20 protein-coding genes and 2 tRNA genes are annotated in these 22,359 nt (G+C 66.7%); 12 read left to right on the top strand and 10 right to left on the bottom strand.

Translation table 11 applies throughout. From position 1 onward, the window contains the following. Positions 1 to 173: 173 nt before the first annotated feature. Positions 174 to 247: transfer RNA gene (locus QM841_RS22050), tRNA-Gly, on the bottom strand. 139 nt (positions 248 to 386) lie between these two features. Here QM841_RS22050 and QM841_RS22055 point away from each other — a divergent pair. The 8 genes from QM841_RS22055 to QM841_RS22090 all read left to right on the top strand — a co-directional run bounded on the left by QM841_RS22055 (position 387) and on the right by QM841_RS22090 (position 8,402). Then, positions 387 to 463: transfer RNA gene (locus QM841_RS22055), tRNA-Pro, on the top strand. A gap of 60 nt (positions 464 to 523) precedes the next feature. Continuing rightward, on the top strand, positions 524 to 1,918 hold the full coding sequence (gene tig, locus QM841_RS22060; protein WP_283333580.1) for a trigger factor: 1,395 nt from the start codon (positions 524 to 526) through the stop codon (positions 1,916 to 1,918). Between the two features lie 184 nt (positions 1,919 to 2,102). Continuing rightward, positions 2,103 to 2,690 carry an ATP-dependent Clp protease proteolytic subunit gene (locus QM841_RS22065; RefSeq protein ID WP_105417063.1) on the top strand — a complete coding sequence of 196 codons (588 nt, stop codon included), beginning with the start codon at positions 2,103 to 2,105 and terminating at the stop codon, positions 2,688 to 2,690. A gap of 48 nt (positions 2,691 to 2,738) precedes the next feature. Next, complete coding sequence (locus tag QM841_RS22070) at positions 2,739 to 3,401, top strand: ATP-dependent Clp protease proteolytic subunit (protein WP_037236299.1); 663 nt, start codon at positions 2,739 to 2,741, stop codon at positions 3,399 to 3,401. Between the two features lie 240 nt (positions 3,402 to 3,641). Further along, positions 3,642 to 4,922, top strand: a complete 1,281-nt coding sequence (gene clpX / locus QM841_RS22075; protein WP_005248181.1) for an ATP-dependent Clp protease ATP-binding subunit ClpX — start codon at positions 3,642 to 3,644, stop codon at positions 4,920 to 4,922. 68 nt (positions 4,923 to 4,990) lie between these two features. Then, positions 4,991 to 5,431, top strand: coding sequence for a type II 3-dehydroquinate dehydratase (gene aroQ, locus QM841_RS22080; RefSeq protein ID WP_005248177.1), 441 nt, complete (start codon positions 4,991 to 4,993; stop codon positions 5,429 to 5,431). Positions 5,432 to 5,437: 6 nt separating this feature from the next. After that, a complete protein-coding gene (locus QM841_RS22085; protein ID WP_280782349.1) occupies positions 5,438 to 7,372 on the top strand; it encodes a bifunctional sugar phosphate isomerase/epimerase/4-hydroxyphenylpyruvate dioxygenase family protein in 1,935 nt (644 codons plus the stop codon). 256 nt (positions 7,373 to 7,628) lie between these two features. After that, positions 7,629 to 8,402 carry a M23 family metallopeptidase gene (locus QM841_RS22090; protein WP_105417192.1) on the top strand — a complete coding sequence of 258 codons (774 nt, stop codon included), beginning with the start codon at positions 7,629 to 7,631 and terminating at the stop codon, positions 8,400 to 8,402. 16 nt (positions 8,403 to 8,418) lie between these two features. On the opposite strand, the gene QM841_RS22095 is transcribed toward QM841_RS22090, so the two are convergent. After that, complete coding sequence (locus tag QM841_RS22095) at positions 8,419 to 9,432, bottom strand: LacI family DNA-binding transcriptional regulator (RefSeq protein WP_283333581.1); 1,014 nt, start codon at positions 9,430 to 9,432, stop codon at positions 8,419 to 8,421. A gap of 72 nt (positions 9,433 to 9,504) precedes the next feature. Between QM841_RS22095 and QM841_RS22100 the strand changes: the two genes are divergently transcribed. Both QM841_RS22100 and QM841_RS22105 read left to right on the top strand, forming a co-directional pair. After that, positions 9,505 to 10,692: a phytanoyl-CoA dioxygenase family protein gene (locus QM841_RS22100; RefSeq protein ID WP_283333582.1), complete on the top strand. Its 1,188-nt coding sequence runs from the start codon at positions 9,505 to 9,507 to the stop codon at positions 10,690 to 10,692. Between the two features lie 70 nt (positions 10,693 to 10,762). Then, positions 10,763 to 11,629, top strand: coding sequence for a sugar phosphate isomerase/epimerase family protein (locus tag QM841_RS22105; protein WP_283333583.1), 867 nt, complete (start codon positions 10,763 to 10,765; stop codon positions 11,627 to 11,629). Between the two features lie 40 nt (positions 11,630 to 11,669). Here the strand turns inward: QM841_RS22105 and QM841_RS22110 are convergent, their stop codons facing one another. Further along, positions 11,670 to 12,722 (bottom strand): LacI family DNA-binding transcriptional regulator, encoded by a 1,053-nt coding sequence (locus QM841_RS22110; protein WP_283333584.1) that lies wholly within the window; start codon positions 12,720 to 12,722, stop codon positions 11,670 to 11,672. Positions 12,723 to 12,961: 239 nt separating this feature from the next. On the opposite strand from QM841_RS22110, the gene QM841_RS22115 reads away from it, so the two are divergent. Both QM841_RS22115 and QM841_RS22120 read left to right on the top strand, forming a co-directional pair. After that, the gene (locus QM841_RS22115; protein WP_283333585.1) at positions 12,962 to 14,431 is read left to right on the top strand and encodes a sugar porter family MFS transporter; all 1,470 of its coding nucleotides are present in this window, start codon (positions 12,962 to 12,964) and stop codon (positions 14,429 to 14,431) included. A gap of 76 nt (positions 14,432 to 14,507) precedes the next feature. Then, complete coding sequence (locus tag QM841_RS22120) at positions 14,508 to 14,912, top strand: hypothetical protein (protein WP_283333586.1); 405 nt, start codon at positions 14,508 to 14,510, stop codon at positions 14,910 to 14,912. A 37-nt stretch (positions 14,913 to 14,949) separates the two neighbouring features. Here the strand turns inward: QM841_RS22120 and QM841_RS43435 are convergent, their stop codons facing one another. From QM841_RS43435 to QM841_RS22150, 7 genes are all read right to left on the bottom strand, one after another. Beyond that, the gene (locus QM841_RS43435; RefSeq protein ID WP_502943283.1) at positions 14,950 to 15,411 is read right to left on the bottom strand and encodes a DUF222 domain-containing protein; all 462 of its coding nucleotides are present in this window, start codon (positions 15,409 to 15,411) and stop codon (positions 14,950 to 14,952) included. Between the two features lie 84 nt (positions 15,412 to 15,495). Beyond that, positions 15,496 to 16,497 (bottom strand): ROK family protein, encoded by a 1,002-nt coding sequence (locus QM841_RS22125; protein ID WP_280782356.1) that lies wholly within the window; start codon positions 16,495 to 16,497, stop codon positions 15,496 to 15,498. Further along, entirely contained in the window at positions 16,494 to 17,885 is a 1,392-nt protein-coding gene (locus QM841_RS22130; protein WP_283333587.1) for an NAD(P)/FAD-dependent oxidoreductase, read from the bottom strand. Before QM841_RS22130 ends, QM841_RS22125 begins: the two co-directional genes overlap by 4 nt. Positions 17,886 to 17,951: 66 nt before the next feature. Then, the gene (locus tag QM841_RS22135; protein ID WP_283333588.1) at positions 17,952 to 19,457 is read right to left on the bottom strand and encodes a CoA-acylating methylmalonate-semialdehyde dehydrogenase; all 1,506 of its coding nucleotides are present in this window, start codon (positions 19,455 to 19,457) and stop codon (positions 17,952 to 17,954) included. A gap of 11 nt (positions 19,458 to 19,468) precedes the next feature. Continuing rightward, on the bottom strand, positions 19,469 to 20,341 hold the full coding sequence (locus QM841_RS22140) for a sugar phosphate isomerase/epimerase family protein (RefSeq protein WP_005261338.1): 873 nt from the start codon (positions 20,339 to 20,341) through the stop codon (positions 19,469 to 19,471). 5 nt (positions 20,342 to 20,346) lie between these two features. Beyond that, positions 20,347 to 21,414 (bottom strand): Gfo/Idh/MocA family protein, encoded by a 1,068-nt coding sequence (locus QM841_RS22145; protein ID WP_005562834.1) that lies wholly within the window; start codon positions 21,412 to 21,414, stop codon positions 20,347 to 20,349. A gap of 26 nt (positions 21,415 to 21,440) precedes the next feature. Further along, positions 21,441 to 22,346 (bottom strand): sugar phosphate isomerase/epimerase family protein, encoded by a 906-nt coding sequence (locus tag QM841_RS22150; protein ID WP_265146199.1) that lies wholly within the window; start codon positions 22,344 to 22,346, stop codon positions 21,441 to 21,443. Between the last annotated feature and the right edge of the window lie 13 nt (positions 22,347 to 22,359).

A 22,359-nucleotide genomic window follows, 5' to 3' on the forward strand; every position in this document is an offset into this window, starting at 1 on the left:
AGAGTACTGACCGAAATCGTGCTTACGCGCTCGGCGAACGGGGGAGCGGTCCGCAGAAGAGAGGCGCGGGCGCGTCTCGTGCGCCTGTGACGCATGTCATAGCAGCCGAGGCGTCCGCGACCGCCCGTGCGCGACAAAAAAGGAGCGTTCCCTGGGGTGGGAACGCTCCTGTGTGGAGGGGATGACGGGAATCGAACCCGCGTAATCAGTTTGGAAGACTGAGGCTCTACCATTGAGCTACATCCCCGTGCATACGACAACCTGGGATCGCCATGCATGTCGTCTGCGATGAGTGACTGTACCCAACCTCGCTTTGGATTTCATAATCGGGGGGCCGTAGGATTCTTCCTCGGGTCCTCGCGAGGTTGGCGAGAGCCGGCTTCGACCGGGGTGTAGCGCAGCTTGGTAGCGCATCCGCTTTGGGAGCGGAGGGTCGCAGGTTCAAATCCTGTCACCCCGACCAGAACCACAGGGCAGGCAACTGCCGCACCGAAAAAGCACGACCACACGAAGGAGCCAGTCCGTGAAGAGCACCGTCGAGCAGCTCAGCCCGACGCGAGTCCGTATCAACGTTGAGGTGCCCTTCGAGGAGCTCAAGCCTGATTTCGACAAGGCCTACAAGGCCCTCGCGCAACAGATCCGTCTCCCCGGCTTCCGTCCGGGCAAGGCACCGGCCAAGTTGCTCGAAGCCCGTGTCGGTCGTGGCGCAGTCCTGGAGCAGGTCGTCAACGACGCACTCCCGTCCCGCTACTCCGAGGCCGTCACCAGCGCCTCGGTGAAGGCGATCGGTCAGCCCGAGATCGAGATCACGAAGATCGAGGACGGCGAGCTCCTCGAGTTCACCGCCGAGGTCGACGTCCGTCCCGAGATCACGCTGCCCGACTACAGCGAGCTGAGCGTCACCGTCGATCCGATCGAGATCACCGACGAGGCCGTCGAGGAGCAGCTGCTGTCGCTGCGTCAGCGCTTCGGCACCCTCACCGGAGTCGAGCGTGCGGTCGAGGACGGAGACTTCATCTCCATCGACCTGTCGGCCACCGTCGACGGTGAGGCCGTTCCCGAGGCCACCGCGAGCGGTCTGTCGCACGAGGTCGGTTCGGGTCAGCTCATCGAGGGCCTCGACGAGGCCGTCGTCGGCGTCAAGGCCGGCGAGTCCAAGGAGTTCACCTCGACGCTCGTCGCCGGTGACCACGCGGGCAAGGAAGCTGTCGTCACCGTCACCGTCGGCACCGTCAAGGAGCGCGAGCTGCCCGCCGAGGACGACGAGTTCGCTCAGCTGGCAAGCGAGTTCGACACCCTCGACGAGCTGAAGGCCGACCTGCGTGAGCGCGTCGGACGCGTTCGCAAGGTCGAGCAGGCCGGTCAGATCCGCGACAAGGTCCTCGAGACCCTCCTGGAGACCGTCGAGGTCCCGCTGCCCGAGGCTGTCGTCAAGGCCGAGGTCGACGCTGCACTCCACGACGCCGTGCACGGTCTCGATCACGACGAGGAAGCGCTGAACAAGCTCCTCGAGGAGCAGGGCACGAGCCGCGAAGAGTTCGACAAGGACGCCAAGGAGAGCGCCGAGCGCTCGGTGAAGACCCAGCTGCTGCTGGACGCCATCGCCGACGCCTCCGACGTCACCGTCGGCCAGGACGAGCTCACCGAGCGCATCCTGTTCCAGGCGCAGCGCTACGGCATGGCGCCCGAGCAGTTCATCCAGCAGATTCAGCAGGCCGGTCAGCTCGGCGCCGTCTTCGCGGACGTGCGTCGCGGCAAGGCTCTCGCCGGTGTCGTCGAGCAGGCCACCGTCACCGACACCTCGGGTGCCGCTGTCGACACCGCCGAACTGTTCGGCAACGGTGAGGCCGAGGCCGAGGAGGCTGCGTCCACGGACGAGGCTGCGTCGGATTCCACCGAGAGCGAAGACCAGAAGTAATGCTGGTCGCGGGATGTTTTTCTCGCGTTCGGCTGTGAGTTGTTTTCCGCTTTGAGCGAAGTAGGGCGGCACCGGGACTCCGGTGCCGCCCTCCTTCGTTAGTGTCTGTGTCAGCAATCAACGATTTACGGAGAAGGCAGGTACCGTGACTTCCAATCACCTGGAGACTTTGCAGAGTCCCGCCATGACTTCAGCCACCGCTGGGTTGAACCTCAGCGACTCGGTGTACGAACGCCTGCTGCGCGAGCGCATCATCTTCCTCGGTACCCAGGTCGACGACGACATCGCGAACAAGCTGTGCGCTCAGATCCTGCTGTTGTCGGCAGAGGATCCCAGCCGGGACATCTCCCTCTACATCAACTCGCCCGGCGGGTCGGTCAGCGCCGGTATGGCGATCTTCGACACGATGCAGTTCGCCGAGTGCGACGTCGCGACGTTCGGAATGGGTCTGGCCGCGTCGATGGGCCAGTTCCTGCTCTCCGCCGGGGCCAAGGGCAAGCGCTACGCCCTCCCGCACGCGCGGATCATGATGCACCAGCCGTCCGCCGGAATCGGTGGTACCGCCAGTGACATCGCGATCATGGCCGAGCAGTTCGCGCACACCAAGCGCGAAATGGCCGAGCTGATCGCCGAGCACACCGGTCAGACGGTCGAGCAGATCACCGCCGATTCGGATCGTGACCGCTGGTTCACCGCGAAGCAGGCACTCGAATACGGTTTCGTCGACCACGTCGTCTCCCGCGCGGCGCAGGCGGGCGGGACCGGGCAGTAGCAGCCCGGCTTCCTCACTGACCGCTCCCACACATCCCTTGGAGAACTGATGACCAACCTGTTCGATCCCCGCAGCCTGGGAGGCCAGGCGCCCGCAGGCCCCCAGTCGCGTTACATCCTGCCGTCGTTCATCGAGCACTCGAGCTACGGCGTCAAGGAGTCCAACCCGTACAACAAGCTGTTCGAGGAGCGCATCATCTTCCTCGGCGTGCAGGTGGACGATGCGTCGGCCAACGACGTGATGGCTCAGCTTCTCGTTCTCGAGTCGCTGGACCCCGATCGCGACATCACCATGTACATCAACTCGCCGGGTGGCTCGTTCACCTCGCTGATGGCGATCTACGACACCATGCAGTACGTGCGCGCCGACATCACGACGGTGTGCCTCGGCCAGGCGGCCTCGGCTGCCGCGGTGCTGCTGGCGGCCGGTAGCCCCGGCAAGCGTCTCGCCCTGCCGAACGCTCGTGTCCTCATCCACCAGCCCGCCACCGGCGGCATCCAGGGTCAGGTCTCCGACCTCGAGATCCAGGCCGCCGAGATCGAGCGGATGCGTCGCCTGATGGAGACCACCCTCGCGAAGCACACCGGCAAGGACGCCGACGTGATCCGCAAGGACACCGACCGCGACAAGATCCTCACGGCCGCCGAGGCCAAGGAATACGGAATCATCGACGACGTGCTCGAGTACCGCAAACTCAGCGCCCAGAAGTGATTTCCTGCCGCCCCGGCTCGGGCGACACGCCGTGACGGCGCGGTTGCCGCGAGCCGGGTGCGGGATCGGCAAGGCTGGCTTTCCCGGAAGATCGGTGCGCGAATCACCGACAACCAGTCGACCTCGCTCGCGATCTGCGGGTACGGTCACATAACGGGCTTTCGTTTTCGGTCGGTGCGCGCACGGCGTGGGATCGGTTCGATGGTTGCACGTAGACGAAGGAAGTAGGGACCTGACGAGATGGCACGCATCGGTGACGGCGGGGATCTGCTCAAGTGCTCTTTCTGCGGTAAGAGCCAGAAGCAGGTCAAGAAGCTCATTGCTGGGCCTGGGGTGTACATCTGCGACGAGTGCATCGACCTGTGCAACGAGATCATCGAAGAGGAGCTGGCCGAGTCCAGCGAGGTGAAGCTCGACGAGCTGCCGAAGCCGGCCGAGATCCGCGACTTCCTCGAGAACTACGTGATCGGCCAGGATGCCGCCAAGCGGACTCTCGCCGTTGCGGTCTACAACCACTACAAGCGCATCCAGGCCGGTGACAAGGGTCGTGATGCGCGCGGCGAGACGGTCGAGCTGGCGAAGTCGAACATTCTCATGCTCGGTCCCACGGGCTGCGGCAAGACGTATCTGGCTCAGACGCTGGCGAAGATGCTCAACGTCCCGTTCGCGATCGCCGATGCGACGGCGCTCACCGAAGCCGGCTACGTCGGTGAGGACGTCGAGAACATTCTCCTCAAGCTGATCCAGGCCGCCGACTACGACGTCAAGCGCGCCGAGACCGGCATCATCTACATCGACGAGGTCGACAAGATCGCCCGCAAGAGCGAGAACCCGTCGATCACGCGGGACGTGTCCGGCGAGGGTGTGCAGCAGGCTTTGCTGAAGATTCTCGAGGGCACGCAGGCCAGCGTGCCGCCGCAGGGCGGTCGCAAGCACCCGCATCAGGAGTTCATCCAGATCGACACGACGAACGTCCTGTTCATCGTGGCGGGGGCGTTCGCCGGCCTCGAGCGGATCGTGTCCGATCGCGTGGGCAAGCGCGGCATCGGTTTCGGTGCGGAGGTGCGGTCCAAGGCGGAGATCGACACCCAGGACCACTTCGCGGAGGTCATGCCGGAAGACCTGATCAAGTTCGGGCTCATCCCGGAGTTCATCGGTCGTCTTCCCGTGGTGGCGTCGGTGACGAACCTCGACAAGGAATCGCTCGTCCAGATCCTGTCCGAGCCGAAGAACGCGCTGGTCAAGCAGTACAACCGGTTGTTCGACATGGACGGCGTGGAGTTGGAGTTCACCACGGACGCGCTCGAGGCCATCGCCGACCAGGCGATCCTCCGCGGAACCGGTGCTCGTGGACTGCGCGCGATCATGGAGGAAGTCCTGCTGCCGGTCATGTACGACATCCCGAGCCGTGACGACGTCGAGAAGGTCGTGGTCAGCGCCGAGACGGTCAACGACAACGTGCTTCCGACCATCGTTCCGCGGAAGCCGGAGCGGGGAGAACGCCGAGACAAGTCCGCCTAGGCGGGAGCGCGCTGTATCCTGGGTGCGAACTAACTCACTAGTTCGTACAAATGGAGGTAAAGCGCGCGATGACCGCTCCCGGACCGATCTTTGTTCTCAACGGCCCCAACCTGAACCTGCTGGGGCAACGGCAACCCGAGGTGTACGGGCGGGAGACGCTCGACGACGTGGTCGAGTTGTGCCGCACGGCCGCTGCGAAAGCCGGACGTGAGATCGTCGCGCGGCAGTCCAACCACGAGGGCCATCTGATCGACTGGGTGCACGAGGCCCGGACCACGGCGTCGGGCGTCGTGATCAACCCCGGCGGTTTCACGCACACGTCGGTGGCGTTGCGCGACGCCCTGGTGACGCTCGAGGTGCCGCTCGTCGAGGTGCACATCAGCAACGTGCACGCCCGCGAGGAATTCCGGCACCACTCGTACGTGTCCGGAGTCGCGACCGGTGTGATCGCCGGACTCGGCATTCTCGGCTATGCGCTGGCCGTCGACTTCATCTGCAACAAGGGCTGACGCCACATGGGACGACAGGTTCGTACGAGCGTTGCCACGGTATCCCTGAGCGGATCGCTGGAGGAGAAGGTCACCGCGATCGCGGCAGCCGGGTTCGACGGATTCGAGGTGTTCGAACCCGATTTCGTGAGCTCGCCGTGGTCGCCGCGTGAGCTGGCTTCCCGCGCAGCGGATCTCGGACTCACCCTCGATCTGTATCAGCCGTTCCGCGATCTGGACTCCGTGGACGACACGACGTTCGCTCGCAACCTGATCCGAGCCGAGCGCAAGTTCGACATCATGGAGCAGCTCGGCTGTGACACCCTACTGGTGTGCTCCTCGCCGTTGCCCGAGGCGGTGCGGGACGACGCCCGCCTGACCGAGCAACTCCATACCCTCGCCGAGCGGGCACACAGCCGGGGGCTCCGCATCGCCTACGAGGCGCTGGCCTGGGGCACGCACGTCAATACGTACCGGCACGCGTGGAAGATCGTGCAGGACGCGGATCATCCGGCCCTCGGCACCTGCCTCGACAGCTTCCACATCCTCTCCCGCGGCGACGACCCGTCCGGCATCCGTGACATCCCGGGGGAGAAGATCTTCTTCCTCCAGCTCGCCGACGCGCCCCGCATGTCGATGGACATCCTGCAGTGGAGCCGGCACCACCGGAACTTCCCGGGGCAGGGAAACTTCGATCTCGCGACGTTCGGCGCGCACGTCCAGGCCGCCGGATACACCGGACCGTGGTCGCTCGAGATCTTCAACGACACGTTCCGGCAGTCGTCCACGGGCCGCACGGCCGCCGACGCTCACCGCTCGCTGCTGTACCTCCAGGAGGAGGTCGCACGCGTGCAGGCCGAGCACGGTGAGGACACCGGTCGCGGTCTGGCCCTGTTCGAGCCGCCGCCGCGCGCACCCCTCGAAGGCATCGTGTCGCTCCGGCTCGCGGCCGGTCCCGGCAAGGATTCCGACCTTCGGCAGGCGCTGCAGCACATCGGATTCCGTCTGGTGGGCCGCCACCGCAGTCACGACCTCCAGCTGTGGCGGCACGGCCGGATGACCATCGTGGTCGACGCCACCGCGGGCACCGTGTGGACCGCTCCGGGTCTGCCGGCGCACCTGCCGGTGCTCACCCAGATCGGTATCCGGTCGAGCGATCCCGACGCGTGGGGTGAGCGCGCCGCGGCGCTCGAGGTCCCGGTGCACGAGGTCCTGTTGCCCGGTGTGGACACGGCCCCCGAATCGGATGTGGTGCGTCTGAAGATCACCGATGCGACGTCGCTGGATCTGCGCGGCCCGGGCAGTGCCGCCTCGTGGCAGTCGGCGTTCGATCTGTATCCGACGGAGTCGCGCTGGCAGGACGAGGTGCCCGTGTTCACCGGGGTCGATCACGTGGCGCTCGCCGTGCCGTCCGACAACTGGGACGGCATCATGCTGCTGCTCCGTTCGGTGTTCGCGATGGCGCCGCACGAGGGCCTCGACGTCACCGACGCGGTCGGCATGATGCGCAGTCAGGCCCTGACGATGGATCAGACGGGTGCCGACGGCATCGACCGTCCGCTGCGCATCTCCCTGAACATGGTTCCGGGTGCGGTGTCGGGCAACTCCCACATCGCCGCGGCCCGGCGCGGCGGCATCAGCCACGTCGCGTTCTCGTGCACGGACATTTTCACCGCCGCCGCGACCATGCAGTCCAACGGTTTCGAGCCCCTCGTGATCTCGCCGAACTACTACGACGATCTCGAGGCCCGCTTCGGACTCTCCCGCGAGCTCCTGGACCGGATGAGTGGGTCGGGCATCATGTACGACGCCGATGCCCATGGCGAGTTCTTCCACCTGTTCACCCAGACGGTGGGCGCCGATCTGTTCTTCGAGGTGGTGCAACGCGTCGGCGGCTACGAGGGTTACGGGGACGCGAACTCCGCGATGCGTTTGGCGGCCCAGTTGCGGGCCGCCGGCTGAGTGGTCGAAAGGTCACGGAGCCCGCGGTCACGACCGCGGGCTCCGTGACTTCTGACACTTCTCGTGCGTGACCACTGTCGTCGATGTGCGCTCACGGGGTGCATGTGACTGATGAGACCGGAAAATCCGGTTCGGGACGCGAGATCGCCGCACATTCGTCAATGCGACGCGCAGGATTTGGCCCGATCCGTACTAACCTGTGTCGAAACCGTGACCGTTTCGTTATCGATCACGAACTCGACAGAGGAATGTGGTTTTGGCTCTACACCCGAACACCGTCCCGCACGCCCGGCGCACCCGGCGCCTCCGTTCGACAACGACCTCCCGTAGACGGCTGGTCGCGACCTCGCTGGCGGCCGCTGCACTGCTCGCATCCGGGGGGATCGCCTCCGCGGCCACCGGTGAGGTAGCGCAGGCGTCGACCGAGACAGGCGTGTCTCTCTCGACACCGCCCCAGTTCCTGCAGGTCACGCGCCCAGTGCCCGTCGACTACGCCGAGCAACTCCAGCGCGCCGCCCAGCGTGAGGTCGAGCGGCTCGCGTTCGAGAAGGCCGAGGTCGAGCGGCTGGCTCGCGAGGCCGCAGAACAGGCTGCACGCGCGGCTGCGGCCGCGGAAGCGGCACGTCGACCCGCTGTGCTGGTCCCGGCCGACGGCACCTTCACCTCGGGCTTCGGTCCGCGGTGGGGCACAAACCACAACGGCATCGACATCGCCAACTCCATCGGCACCCCGATCAAGGCCGTCACCAACGGCACTGTGATCGAGACCGGTCCGGCGTCGGGATTCGGATTGTGGGTCCGCATCCAGCAGGACGACGGCACCACCGGCGTGTACGGCCACATCGACCAGTCATTGGTGTCGGTCGGGCAGCAGGTCCGGGCCGGCGACCAGATCGCCACCATGGGCAACCGGGGTCAGTCGACCGGACCGCACCTGCACTACGAGGTGTGGGCGGTCAACGGAACCAAGATGGATCCGGCGGGCTGGTTCCAGTCCCGCGGCGTGCCCGTCCCCCAGGGGCAGGGCTAGGCGCTGATCCACGCCGTCAGGGCTGGTTGTACGGGGTGACCACCCGGATGGGTGAGGCGGCGGTCGCGACACCGCCGAGCGCGCCCCGGGCCTGCAGCAACATGCGGCACGCCAGATGGGCATCGGCCCGGAGATCGTGGTGCAACACGGCGGAGAGCGTGCCGGCCCGCAACAGCCGCGTGTTGTCCTCGTCGAGGTCGTGGGCGATGAACACGCGACAGGTGCGGCCGGTGCGTTCGAATGCGCGGGCCGTGGCCACGTTGCCGCCGCCGATCGAGTAGACGGCCGCGATGTCCGGGTTCTGCTCGAGCGCCCGGAGCACCAGGCTCTCGATGGTCGCGTCGAGTCCGTCGCTCTCCGCGATGTCGATCACCGCACGGTCGATGCCGAAACTTCGCAGTGCGGCGCGGAACCCCATCTCCCGTTCCTCCTCGCCACGGAAGGCATTGCTGCTCAGCGTGATCAGGACGGCGGACGACAGGTCGCCGAGCCACTGGTCGACGAGGTACGCGGCAGTCGCCCCCGCGGCCCGGTTGTCGATCCCGACGTAGCCGGCCCGCGAGCTGCCCGGCACGTCGGTGGCATAGGTGACCACCGGTATCCCCGCCGCGGTGAGCCGGTCGATGGCCTCGACGACCTCGATGGAGTCGGGCGCCTTCACGATCACGCCCTGTGTGCCGCGGGCCCCGATCCGACCGAGGGTCTCGACCATCGCCGGTGTCGAGCCGGTTTCCCGGAAATGGAACCGCGATCGCACGACGGCGGGGGCGAGAGCGGGCAGTTCCGCTTCCACGGCCGCGCGGAACGCGGTGGTGAAGCGTTCGGGGGACTGCATGACGACGTCGACGAGGAACTTGCGTCCACTCAGCTTCAACTGGGTGCGTTGTTTGTCGAGATCGCGGATCGCTTGCTGCACTTCCGCTCTCGTCGATTCCCGTACGCCGGGGCGTTCGTGGAGCACGCGGTCGACGGTGGCCTCGCTCAACCCCGACTGCTGGGCGATCTCACGGACCTTGTAGCGGTGCTTCACGGCCGCCTCCTGAGGTGAAAATGATGGATTTCTGCTGTTGTTTGCCGATCACATCACAGCAAGACTATCTCCATGACCATCACGACTCCTCCGCCGACCGGCCGGCGTGAGTGGATCCGCGACTCCGACTGCGACCTCGACGCGTTTCGCGTCTCCGTGGATCGCTCGACGAACCTGGCCGACTACCCGTTCGCTCACTCCGTGGAGCAGAACGTCCTGCTGTACCGCAGTGACGTGCTGAAGCCCCACCTCGACGACGCGCAGTCCCGCCGCGCCGTGCAGACCGAACTCGGGCGCGCGCTCACGGACGGTCCCGGAATCGTGGTGTTCCAGAATGCCTTCAGTGATCTCGGCGTACTGGATCGCGCCACGGAACAGTTCGACCTCCTCATCGCGCAGCAACACGCGTCGGGTGGTGTGGTGGGTGACCACTTCGGCAAGGCGGGCGCCAACGACCGCATCTGGAACGCCGCGCAGAAGCTGGCTTTCGGCGCCCCCGATGTGTTCGCCGAGTACTACGCCAACGACATCCTCGCGCTGATCTGCCAGAGCTGGCTGGGCCCGCTGTATCAGGTGACGTCGCAGGTCAACGTGGTCAACCCCGGCGGCGCCGCGCAGGTGCCGCATCGCGACTACCACCTGGGCATCGTGCCCCGGCACGAACTGGCCGAGTATCCGGCGCACCTGCACCGGATGTCGGCCACGCTGACACTGCAAGGGGCGGTGGCGCACTGCGACATGCCCGTCGAGAGCGGTCCCACCCTGTACCTGCCGTACTCGCAACTGTTCGAGGCGGGCTACCTGGCGTTCTCCCGGCCGGAGTTCGTCGAGTTCTTCCGCGCCAGTCATGTTCAGCTGCCGCTGAGGAAGGGCGACGCGGTGTTCTTCAACCCGGCGCTCTACCACGGCGCAGGCCACAACCGTTCGGACGCGCTCCGGCGGATGGCCAATCTGCTGCAGGTCTCGTCGCCGTTCGGCAGGGCGATGGAGGTGCTGGACCGGGAGGCCATGGCGAACGCCGTGTACCCCGCCCTGCTGGCACTGCAGAGTGCCGGGGCGAGTGAGCGCACCCTCCGCAATGCCGTCGTCGCGACGGCCGAGTGTTACCCGTTCCCCACCAATCTCGACCACGATCAACCGGTGCACAGTCTCGCGCCGGCCACTCAGGTGGACACGGTGTGGGAAGCGTTGCGGGAGAGCGTCGATCCAGTGGTGCTCGCAGAACGTCTGTCCGCGCAGACCGCACGGCGACAGCCGTGAGCGGGATTCCCGACGCGGCCACATTGTCACTACAACAGCACCGACCGGTGCGATGGGATGAAAGAGGACGATGACGATTCGACTTGCAGGTGCGCCCATTTCGTGGGGAGTGTGTGAGGTGGAGGGCTGGGGTCACCAGCTCGGCCCCGGCCGGGTGCTCGCCGAGATGCGTGACGCCGGCCTGGCTGCCACCGAACTGGGTCCGGACGGATTCCTCCCCTCGGATCCGCGCGAGCTTACGGACACTCTCGCCCGGTACGACCTGACTGCGGTCGGGGGATTCGTTCCGGTGCTGCTCCACGATCCGGATCATGACGCGGTCGCTGCGGTCGGCGGGGCGATCGAGTCACTCGTCGCGTCGGGGTCGGAGGTGATGGTCCTGGCGGCGGTGACGGGAGCCGTCGGTTACGATTCGCGACCGGAACTCGACGACTCGGGATGGAAGACGTTGTTGCGCAACCTCGACCGCCTGTCGTCGGCCGCTGCCGACCGCGGGCTCCGGGCGGTCATTCACCCCCACGTGGGGACGATGATCGAGAACCGTGCCGAGGTGGACCGCATCCTGGACGGCTCGTCGATTCCGCTGTGCCTGGATACCGGGCACCTGCTGATCGGCGGCACCGACCCCCTCGACCTCGTCACCAGGGCCCCCGAACGAATCGCCCACGCGCACCTGAAGGATGTCGATGCGGCGCTTCTCGCGCGGGTCCGGGTGGGCGAGCTCACCTACACCGAGGCTGTCGCGCAGGGGATGTACACGCCACTGGGCACCGGGGACGTGGATATCGCCGGGGTGGTCGAGCGGCTGCAGAATCAGGGCTACGACGGCTGGTACGTCCTCGAACAGGACACCATTCTCGCGTCGGAGCCGGAGGACGAAGGTCCCGTGCGCGACGTGGTCAAGAGCGTCGAATACCTGAGGAGCATCACGCGGTGAGGCCGTCGCCTCTGCGCTGAATCGTGCCGGCGGGGCGCGGCTACGACCGGGCCGGACCGGTCGTGCCGCGCACCACCAGGTGGGGGTCGATCACGAAATCCTGCGGGTCGAGGTCGTCGTTCTCGAGCCGGCCGATGGCGAACTGCACGGCGTGCCGCGCCAAGCCCTCCGTGTCCTGCCGCACGGTGGTGAGGTCGATCCGGGACAACTGGGCAAGGTGGCTGTCGTCGTACCCGACGATCGAGATGTCTCCCGGCACGTCGACGTGAGCGCGGGTGAACACGTCCATGAGACCGATGGCGCAGCGGTCGTTGCCGGCGAGCACGGCGGTCGGCAGGCGGTCCTCGGCCAGCAGGGTGTTCGCGGCGGCGATGCCTGCGTCCTCGGTGTGCTGGCCGGGAATGACGCGAATGTGGTCGGAGAGGTCGTGCCTGCGCATCGCCGCGAGGTACGCGCGACGCCGTTCGGGTGAGCCCGGGTCCGCGCCGCCGTCGACGTGCACGATCTCGCGATGCCCGAGTTCGACCAGGTGGTCGACGGACTGCCGGATGCCCTTGGCGTCCGCTGTCCGCACGGTGTCGACGGCGGTGTGAGGGAGTGCGCGGCCGACGACGGTGACGACGGCACGGTCCGCGAGTGTGCGCAGATACGCCACCTCGGAGAGCGGGCCGAGCAGGATCAGGCCCTCGCACCGGTGGCTGAGGAGGGCTTCGATCGCCTTGTGTTCGTCTCGGGTGGGTGCGCTGGCGGAGAGCAGGACTTCGTATCCGGCGGCCTCCGCCTCCGCGTAGACGGTTCCGATCAGGTCGGCCTGGAACGTCTGGTGGACGTCGATGAGCACGCCGAGGGTGCGGCTGCGGCCGCGCGCGAGCATGCGGGCGGCCCGGTCGAGCCGATAACCGAGGTCGTCTGCAGCCTGGAGGACGCGATCCCGGGTTTCGTCGGACGCTCCGGGCTTGTTGCTGAAGATCAGTGACACCAGGGTGCGCGACACCCCGGCCCGCGTCGCGACATCGGCCATCGTGGGGCGTCGGTGCAGGGCGGCCGGTAGCCGCTCCGCACCGTCGTGCGCGGCGGCTCGATCGTCGAGCATCTCGATCTCCCTCGGTTGCGTCGTCAGGGGGCGCATTCTCACGCAGCCCGATCTTTGCCCTTGACACCCTCTGTGATTCACATCATAGTAGATAACTGAAGCGCGTTAGTGAAGCGCTTCAGTTCAGCAAACTACGCCCCTTCGGCTGCATCGAGCCGAGCGCACTCGGGCGGTATCGACACGTGAACTGATCTTCCGTGTCGCGATGCGTGAGCATTCCCCAGAAAGGCCAACACCTGATGTCGACAACCCACTCGGCTGCCAGTGCCCGCGGAAGCGGCGGCGCTGCGCGCAACGAGCGCAGTCACAAACGCTTCCTGACCAAGCTCACCGTCATCTCCACGCTCGGCGGCCTGCTGTTCGGCTACGACACCGGTGTGATCTCCGGTGCGCTGCTCTACATGAAGGACGAGCTGAACCTCAGTGCCGTCGGCGAAGCCACCGTCGTGAGCTCGCTGCTCTTCCCGGGTGCCGCCGTCGGTGCGCTGCTCGGAGGCCGGCTGTCGGACGCTCTCGGCCGCAAGCGCACGCTCCTCGTCTGTGCGGGTCTGTTTCTCGTCGGCGCCCTCGGGTGTGCGATGGCCCCCAACGTGGAGATCATGGTGCTGGCGCGGATCGTCCTCGGTCTCGGTGTGGGCGCCGCCGCCGTCACCTGCCCGCTCTACCTGGCCGAGATGGCGCCGGTCGAGCGTCGCGGGCGGATGGTGACCATCAACGAACTGATGATCGTCACCGGTCAGATGCTCGCCTTCTCGATCAACGCGCTACTCGATCACCTCATCGAGGATCCGACGGTGTGGCGGTACATGCTGGCCATCGCCTCGGTGCCCGCAGTTCTACTGATGCTCGGCATGCTCGTGCTCCCGGATTCACCGCGCTGGTACGCGTCGAAGGGCCGGCTCGCCGAGACGCGCAGCACCCTCGAGTTGAGCCGCAGCGAGTCGGACGCCGCAGTCGAGTACGCCAGCATCAGCCTCCATGCCACCCGCGACCGGAACTCGAAGGTCAGTGGCGCCGTCCACTATCTGCGCGACTACCCGTGGATGCGCCGGATCCTCTGGATCGGCTGCGGTCTGGCCATCGTCCAGCAGGCGACGGGCATCAACACGGTCAACTACTACGCCCCGACGATCCTGGAACAGAGCGGGCTGGGTGTCAGCGCGTCCCTGGTGGCCACCATCGCGGTCGGTGTCACGTCGGTGGTCATGACAATTCTCGGAATCATCCTGCTGGGCTACGTGAATCGTCGCACGATGCTGCTGACCGGCTTCATTGGTGTGGCATCCTCGCAGGCCGCGTTGTCGCTGGTGTTCCTGCTGCCCTCATCCACGGGTCGCAGCTACATCATCCTCGCCGCGATGATGGTGTTCGTCGCCTTCGTGCAGTGCTTCATCGGAACCTGCGTGTGGTTGCTGCTCTCGGAGATCTTCCCGATGGCCATCCGCGGGTTCGCCATGGGCATCGCGGTCTTCGTGCTCTGGACGACGAACGCCTTGATCTCGTTCGTCTTCCCGATCCTGAACTCCGTCCTCGGGTCCACCGGAACGTTCGGCCTGTTCGTCCTCGTCAACCTGGTATCGGTGTACTTCGTGTACCGCTTCGTCCCGGAAACCAAGGGGCGCAGCCTCGAAGAGTTGGAGGACCGGCTCGGCGCAGGCAGGCCCGACGCGTCCGCTGCGGGCAGCACCGCCGCCGTCGCCGCCCACTGATCGCACGCTCTCACGCACCGGTGCCGCCGCCGTCGGGTGGTGGTGCCGGTGCGTGGTGGTGTGTGGCTCGTCTCCCGTGCAGTTCGTTCAAGTATTTCGCGTCCTGCTGGTCGTGGGAGCGCTCGGTGAGCAGTCGGAGGGCACAGGAGCGCTGTACCCCGCGGATGTGGTTGTGGGTGAGTTCGATTGCTGCCCCTTCGGGTTCGGTTCGGATGATGTCGCCGCGCGGTGTGGTCCATTCGAGGTTCCCTGCCCCGGTCTGGCGGACGGTCCAGGAGCCGTCGGTTTTCAGCCGGTGGTGGCGTCGGCACAGGCACGCGAGATTCGACTCGACGGTGAGACCACCGTTCTCGGGGTGGTCGTGGTCGAACGGCGTCGTGTGGTCGATGTCGCAGAGCCGCGCCGGGACTGGCAGTTGGGGAAGCGGCAGTTGCCGTCGCGGGCCCGGATCCTGCGGCCGAGAGCCGTCCCCGGTGCGTAGGTGAGTTCGGGTTTGGTTGCTGTGTTCCGGATGTAGGTCACGGGTATGCCGTGAGTCTTCTGAACGGGACTGATCCCGAGGACGTGCCCACCTGCGTCGCCTTCGGTGGCCATTGTGTGGATGCGCTGGAAGACACCGTCGGCGGCCAATGTACGCGCGGAGTCCGCTGGGGGTACCTCCCTGTACGAAGTACTTGGGGGCAGATCGGCCCGTATCCCTCGAGGTGGGCGGGAAGGTCGTCGAGTCCGAGGAGTCGAGGCGTTGACGACGACCTGAATGAGAAGTGCCGCAACCGCATCGCGAGGGTGTGGGCGTCGGCTGCGGGAAGGTGTCCGTCGAGGTAGGCCATACCGTTCTCCGCGGGGCGGATCCATACGTCGCGATCGGCGACCGCGAGTGTGCTGCGGTGGGCGATGCTGTCGGGGTCGTGACGGGCGATGAGGTATGGGAACCGGAGTGGGCCGGGTTGATGCCGCGGCGCTCGTCCTCGTCGCAGCAGAGGTCATAGAACTCGGTAACCGCCACAACTTGGCGGGCCGATGCGGCTCCGCGCCCGTGAGTGCTCGAGGAGTCCAGAGACTCGTCAACCACGCACGGGGAGCGGAGCTCCGCTCAGCAGCGCGTCCCTGGCCATCGTGGCGGCCCCGATCCGCTGGGCCGATTCGCCGAGTTGGGTTTCCCGGATGCGGGCGAGGGGGCGGTGTCCGGAACCGGTTGCGAGAGAAGCGTAGACGTCGCGCGCGTGGTCGAGGAACAGCGGAGCCGAGCCACTGACGCCACCGGAGACGACGACGAGATCGGGGTCGTAGACGTCACCGACCATGGCGAGTCCGACGCCCAACCACCGGGCGAACTCCTCCATGGTGCGGACGGCGAGCGGGTCGCCGTCCCGCGCGGCGCTCGCGATACGGCGGCCGGTGAGCGATCCCGGATCGCTCGCGACCTCGCGTGCAAGGACCGTCGAACTCGTCGGGTCGGCGGCGAGGAGTTCGATGGCCGTGTCGACGAGCGCGGTTCCGCTGCAATACCGTTCCCAGCACCCCCGTTTGCCGCAGGCACACGGTCTGCCGCCCGGCACCACCTGGAGGTGGCCCAGTTCGGGAGCGACGCCGTAACTGCCGCGGTAGAGCGTGCCGTCGATGAGCAGCGCCGCACCGATGCCGGTGCCGATCGCGACCATCACGACATTGCGACCACCGGCGGCGGCACCGAACCGATGCTCCGCCCACGCCGCCGCGTTCGCGTCGTGTTCGAGGACCACCGGCAGTCCGAGCCGGTCGCTCAGGTCGTTCGCGACCGGCACGTTCTTCCACGGCAGGTGCGGGGCGAAGCGCACCGTGGTGAGGTCGGAGCTGATGAATCCGGCCACGGCGAGACCGACGGCGGCGATCCGATGACGGGACGCGAGCTCGCGGACGGCGCGGTCGAGCGCGTCCTCGAGGGCTTTCGCCGACTGCGGTGTGGGTGCCTGGACGGAGTCGAGTACCTCGCCGGTCTCGTCGACCACACAGGCACGGATACTGGTACCACCGACGTCGATGCCGACGGTGAGAGCGGAAGCAGGCACGGAGGGGACGGTACTCACCGTGCGGAGGCCGTCGCCGCCTCGGGTACCGCCCGGGAAGAATCCTCCCAGGCATCGAGCCGGTTGATCGCCGTCCTCGCGACCACCTGTTGCTCCGTGACCGCCAGGTGTCCCCGGGTCCTGCCCAGGAACGACCATGTCCAGGACATGGCGGTCGCGAGTCGGCTCTTGAATCCGACGATGTAGACCAGGTGGATCAGGAGCCAGAGCAGCCAGGCGAGCAGCCCGGTCAGTTGGAGGCGGCCGACCTTCGCGACCGCGTGGAAGCGGGAGATCATGGCCATGCTGCCCTTGTCCGTGTATCGGAACGGGGTGCGTTCGGGCTTGTCGCGACCTTTCCGGTGGGCGCGCACCTCCGCGGCGATCAGCTGCGCGGCGTAGCGGCCGCCCTGGATCGCGACCTGCGCGACACCGGGAAGGCCGTCGCGGTTCATCATGTCGCCGACGACGAAGACGTTGCTGTGGCCGGGCAGGGTGAGGTCGGGTTCGACGAGGACGCGGCCCGCACGATCGGTGGCGGCGCCGGTCTGTTCGGCCAGTTGCCGGCCCAGCGGACTGGCTGCGACACCTGCGGACCAGATCTTGCAGGCGGCCTCGATCCGCCGCTCGACGCCGTCCTGGTCGCGGACGGTGAGTCCGTCGTCGTCGACGTCGGTCACCATAGCGCCGAGCTGGATCTCGACGCCGAGATCCTCCAGCGTATCGGCGGCAGCACGACGCAGTTTCTCGTCGAAGGGCGGGAGCACCGTGGGCGCCGCGTCGAGCAGGATGATCCGCGCGTCACGGGGATCGATGGTGCGGTAGGCGCCGGCGAGAGTGCGGTGCGCGAGCTGGGCGATCTCGCCGGCCATCTCGACTCCGGTGGGGCCGGCGCCGACCACGACGAACGTCAGGAGTCGCGCCCGCTCGGCGGGGTCGGTGCTCACCTCGGCGCTTTCGAAGGCGCCGAGGATGCGGCCGCGCAGCTCGAGGGCGTCGTCGATCGTCTTCATCCCGGGTGCGTGTTCGGCGAAATGGTCGTTGCCGAAATAGGATTGGCGGGCACCGGCCGAGACGACGAGGCTGTCGTACTCGGTGACGGTGGTGCGGCCGCGGTGTGTGGACGTGACGGTCCGGTCGGCGACGTCGATCGTCTCGACTCCGCCGATCAGGACGGACGCGTTCTGCTGGTCCTCGAGGACGAGCCGGGTCGCGGGCGCGATCTCACCCTCGGACAGGATTCCCGTCGCCACCTGGTACAGCAACGGCTGGAACAGGTGGTGTGTCGTCCGATCGATCAGAGTGACATCGACGTCCGTCCGTTTCAGGGCCTTGGTGGCGAAGAGGCCGCCGAATCCCGATCCGATGACCACGACCCGATGACGGCGGGCGAGAGAGGTGTCGCTCATGAAGTTCCTTTCGATCGAACGGACTCCGCGCCGGACCGCGGACGGTCCGGCGCGGAGAACCAGTACCTATGCGTTCTGGGGGAAGCCGAGGTTGATGCCGCCGTGGCTGGGGTCGAGCCAGCGGGTGGTGACGACCTTGCCGCGGGTGAAGAAGTGGACGCCTTCGGTGCCGTGGGCGTGGCTGTCGCCGAACAGGGAGTTCTTCCAGCCCCCGAAGGAGTAGTACGCCATGGGGACGGGGATGGGGACGTTGATGCCGACCATGCCGACCTCGACCTCGTTCTGGAACCGTCGGGCGGCGCCGCCGTCGTTGGTGAAGATGGCGGTGCCGTTGCCGAACTGGCTGGAGTTCACCAGTTCCAGGGCCTCGTCGTAGGAGTCGACGCGGATGACGGAGAGGACGGGTCCGAAGATTTCGTCGGTGTACACACTCATGTCGGTGGTGACGTGGTCGATGAGGGTCGGTCCGAGCCAGAACCCGTCCTTGCCGCCATTCGCCTGCACGGTGCGGCCGTCGACGACGATGGTGGCGCCGTCGTTTTCGCCGGCGTCGATGTAGGAGGCGACCTTGTCGCGGTGCACCTTGGTTACCAGCGGTCCCATGTCGGAGTCTTGGGTGCCGTCGCCGATCTTGAGGGTGTCGGTGCGGTCTTTGATCTTGGCGACGAGTTCGTCGGCGATGTCGCCGACCGCGACCAGGGCGCTGATGGCCATGCAGCGTTCGCCGGCGGAGCCGAAGCCGGCGTTGACCATGGCGTCGGCGGCGAGGTCGAGGTCGGCGTCCGGGAGGACGATGGCGTGGTTCTTCGCCCCACCCAATGCTTGGACGCGTTTGCCGTGGGCGGTGCCGGTGGCGTAGACGTACTGGGCGATGGGGGTGGAGCCGACGAAGCTGATGGCCTTGATGGCGGGGTGGGTGAGGAGTTCGTCGACGGCGGTCTTGTCGCCCTGCAGGACGTTGAAGACGCCGGCCGGCAGGCCGGCTTCGGCCCAGAGTTCGGCCATCCAGATCGCGGCGGTGGGGTCCTTCTCGCTGGGTTTGAGGACGACGGTGTTGCCGGCGGCGATGGCGATGGGGAAGAACCACATCGGGACCATGGCGGGGAAGTTGAACGGGGAGATGATGCCGACCGGGCCGACGGGTTGGCGGAGGGAGGAGACGTCGATGTTGGTGGAGGCGTTTTCGGTCATGCCGCCTTTGAGCAGGTGGGCGATGCCGCAGGCGAATTCGACGACTTCCTGGCCGCGGCTGACTTCGCCGAGGGCGTCGGAGACGACCTTGCCGTGCTCGGCGGTGATGATTTCGGCGAGTTCGCCCTTGCGGGCGTTGAGCAGTTCCCGGAACTGGAAGATCACCTGGGTGCGCTTGGCGAGGGAGGTGTCGCGCCAGGCGGGGAACGCGGCGGCGGCGGCGTCGATGACGGCGCGGGCGTCCTCGACGCTGGCGAGGGCGACCTGACCGGTGACGGCACCGGTCGCCGGGTTGGTGACCGGGGCGGTGTTGCCGCTGGTACCGGCGAATCCCTTGCCGTCGGACCAGTGTGCGATCTCGCGAGTGATGTTGGTGCTCATGTGTTGTCCTTTCACCGCGTGCGCGCGATGTAATCCTTCATGGTCTTCAGTTGGTAGCGGGAGACGTCGTGAGCGTTCTCGTCTTCGGCGAAAACGCTCGACACCATCACCGTGTCGGGTTTGTCGTAGAAGCCGAGTTCGCCGAGCCCGCCGAAGAACTCGTCCCAGTCGAGGTCGCCGTCGCCGATCTTGAGGTGCTGGTGCACACGCACCGGGTTGCCGGGCGGGTTGGTGATGTACCGCAGTCCGTGGGAGCGGTGGTGATCCATCGTGTCCGCGACGTGGACGAGCCGCAGCATGTCGCCGGCCGCGCGCATGATCTCGAGCATCCCGGCGCCCATGTGGTACGAGTGGCACGCGACGTACACCAGTCCGAAGTTCTTCGAGTTGATGCCGCGGATCATCCGGATGGCGTCCAGACCGTTCTCCACGAAATCGTCGGGGTGCGGGTCGATGCGAACGTCGATGCCTTCACGCTCGATGATGGGGACGAGTTCCTCCATCGACCGGTAGAAGGCGCGCTCCGATTCCTCGGCCTTCTCCGGGCGGCCGCTGAACTCGGTGTTCATCACGTTCACACCGAGGTCGACGGTGATCTGAATGGCGCGCTTCCAGTACCGCACCGCCGCCTCGCGGGCGTCTTCGTCGGGGCCCGACCACCGCAGGACCGGCAACACGGAGGCGATTCCGACGCCCGCATCGCTGCAGGACTTGCGGAACTGCCGAACCAGCTCGTCGTCGGCCTTCGGGTGGTTGAAGAACGGGATCATGTCGCGATGAGGGGTGAGCTGCAGGTGTTCGAAGCCGAGTTCGGCAACCACCGCCGGCAATTCGAGGAGGGAGTAGTCGTGGTGGAAGGGGGTGGGGTCGAGTGCAATCTTCATCGTGTTCATGCCCCCGGAATGGAGGAACGGTCGACCATGTCGACGGCCACGCGCTCGCCGGTCTCGAGCGACTGCACGCCGGCAGCGCACACGGCGGCGGCGGCGTAGCCGTCCCACGCACCCGGTCCGTCGATGTAGTTGCCGGTCTCCGCGCCCGTGCGGGCGGCGTTGACCCAGCGCTGGATCTCGACGTCGTACGCCTGGCCGAAGCGTTCCTTGAACGACGGGGTGATCTCCCCGCCCGACATACCTGCGCCCGAGCGGCCGTTGCCCGCGCCGGTGCCGTACTTGCGGACGAGTCCGACATCGAGACCGATGAACGCCGAACCCTTCTCGGCGACGATCTCGGTGCGCACCTCGTACGCGACACCGGTGGTCACGAAGACCTCGACGTCGACGTGGCGACCGGATTCGGTGCTGAAGAACGCGATCTGCGGATCCTGCAGTCCCTCGGGTGCACCCGGGTTCGCGGCGGGGCGGAGGATCTGTACCGAGGTGATCTCCTCGTCGAACAGGAATCGGGTGACGTCCACCTCGTGGACCAGCGAGTCCTTGACGATCATCGAGCTGTCGAAGCTCGGCGGCACGGCGGGGTTGCGGTGCACGCAGTGGGCGAGAAGCACCTGCCCGAACACACCATCGTCGATGAGCGACTTCAGCTGCTCGTACTCGTGGTCGAAACGTCGCATGAAGCCGACCTGGATCAGCTTCTTACCGAGCTCGGCTTCGCGCTTGACGATCTCGAGGGACGTGGCGACGTCGGTGGTCAGCGGCTTCTCACACATCACCGGCTTGCCGTGCTCGAGGCAGGCGAGAAGCTGCTTCTCGTGCGTCGGGCCGGGGGTGGCCAGGACGACGGCGTCGACACCCGGGTCGGCGATCGCGTCGAGCGGGTCGCCGATCACCCGGCAGCCGGGGATTCCGGCCGCGATCTGCTCGGCCTTCTCGACGAAGTAGTCGTTGACGACGGCGACGGTGGCGCCCTTGATGCGTTCGGTGATGCGTGCGACGTGGTCGGCACCCATCATTCCGACACCCAGGACGGCGATGCGCAGGTCGTTGCTTCCGGACATAGCTGACTAGCTCCTGACGTGATCGGTTAGACGAACGTGACGGACGGGATCCCGCAGGACCCCAGGTACTTACGGGTGCGCTGGGCGATCGGCAGCGGAACGTCCACAGCGCAGGGGTAGAGATCCTGCTCGACGATCGCGAACACGTCGATGTCGAGCTTCTCGATTGCGGCGAGCAGCGGCGGCAGGTCGGGGATGCCGAGCGGCGGCTCGATCATCGCGCCGAGCTTGACGGCCTCGCCGAACGGCAGGTCCTCGGCCTCGACCTTGGCGCGGACCTCGGGATCGACCTGCTTGAGGTGCAGGTAGCCGATCCGCTCGGGAGCGCGCTCGATGATCGCGAGGTTGTCGCCGCCGCAGTAGCTGATGTGGCCGGTGTCGAGGCACAGGTTCACGTACTCGCTGTCGGTGCCGTCGAGGAAGCGGTACACATTCTCCTCGGTGTCGACGTGGCTGTCCGCGTGCGGGTGGTACTGCGCCTTCACGCCGTACTGCTCGAACATCTTCTTGCCCAGCTCGTTCATGCCGCCGGTCTTCTTCTTCCACTGCTCCGCAGTGAGATTGCGGTCCTCGAGCACCTCGCCGCTGCTCGGGTCGCGCCACATCTCCGGGATCACGACCACATGCTTGCCGCCGGCGGCGGCGGTCAGCTTCGCGACGTCCTCGATCTGGGTCCACACGGCATCCCAGGAGTCGTCCTGGTGCAGGTGCTCGAACACGGTGCCGGCCGACAGTTTCAGATTGTGGGCCGCGAGTTCGTCACGGAGCTGCTGCGGATCGGTCGGCAGGTAGCCGTACGGGCCCAGCTCGATCCACTCGTAACCGGACGCGGACACCTCGTCGAGGAACCGCCCGTACGGGGTCTGCTGCGGGTCTTCGGGGAACCAGACACCCCAGGAGTCGGGGGCGGATCCGACGCGAATAACGCTCATCGGGAAATCCTTT

Origin of the sequence: Rhodococcus sp. IEGM 1307 (genome assembly GCF_030056915.1) — a bacterium.
GTDB classification, from domain to species: Bacteria; Actinomycetota; Actinomycetes; order Mycobacteriales; family Mycobacteriaceae; genus Rhodococcus_F; species Rhodococcus_F opacus_D.

Excerpts from the sequence above, each read along its gene's own strand:
- QM841_RS22065 (WP_105417063.1), top strand. The coding sequence starts at position 2,103 with ATGACTTCAGCCACCGCTGGGTTGAACCTCAGCGACTCGGTGTACGAA.
- QM841_RS22070 (WP_037236299.1), top strand. The coding sequence starts at position 2,739 with ATGACCAACCTGTTCGATCCCCGCAGCCTGGGAGGCCAGGCGCCCGCA.
- clpX (WP_005248181.1), top strand. The coding sequence starts at position 3,642 with ATGGCACGCATCGGTGACGGCGGGGATCTGCTCAAGTGCTCTTTCTGC.
- aroQ (WP_005248177.1), top strand. The coding sequence starts at position 4,991 with ATGACCGCTCCCGGACCGATCTTTGTTCTCAACGGCCCCAACCTGAAC.
- QM841_RS22085 (WP_280782349.1), top strand. The coding sequence starts at position 5,438 with ATGGGACGACAGGTTCGTACGAGCGTTGCCACGGTATCCCTGAGCGGA.
- QM841_RS22100 (WP_283333582.1), top strand. The coding sequence starts at position 9,505 with ATGACCATCACGACTCCTCCGCCGACCGGCCGGCGTGAGTGGATCCGC.
- QM841_RS22105 (WP_283333583.1), top strand. The coding sequence starts at position 10,763 with ATGACGATTCGACTTGCAGGTGCGCCCATTTCGTGGGGAGTGTGTGAG.
- QM841_RS22110 (WP_283333584.1), bottom strand. The coding sequence starts at position 12,722 with ATGCTCGACGATCGAGCCGCCGCGCACGACGGTGCGGAGCGGCTACCG.
- QM841_RS22115 (WP_283333585.1), top strand. The coding sequence starts at position 12,962 with ATGTCGACAACCCACTCGGCTGCCAGTGCCCGCGGAAGCGGCGGCGCT.
- QM841_RS22130 (WP_283333587.1), bottom strand. The coding sequence starts at position 17,885 with ATGAGCGACACCTCTCTCGCCCGCCGTCATCGGGTCGTGGTCATCGGA.
- QM841_RS22135 (WP_283333588.1), bottom strand. The coding sequence starts at position 19,457 with ATGAGCACCAACATCACTCGCGAGATCGCACACTGGTCCGACGGCAAG.
- QM841_RS22140 (WP_005261338.1), bottom strand. The coding sequence starts at position 20,341 with ATGAAGATTGCACTCGACCCCACCCCCTTCCACCACGACTACTCCCTC.
- QM841_RS22145 (WP_005562834.1), bottom strand. The coding sequence starts at position 21,414 with ATGTCCGGAAGCAACGACCTGCGCATCGCCGTCCTGGGTGTCGGAATG.
- QM841_RS22150 (WP_265146199.1), bottom strand. The coding sequence starts at position 22,346 with ATGAGCGTTATTCGCGTCGGATCCGCCCCCGACTCCTGGGGTGTCTGG.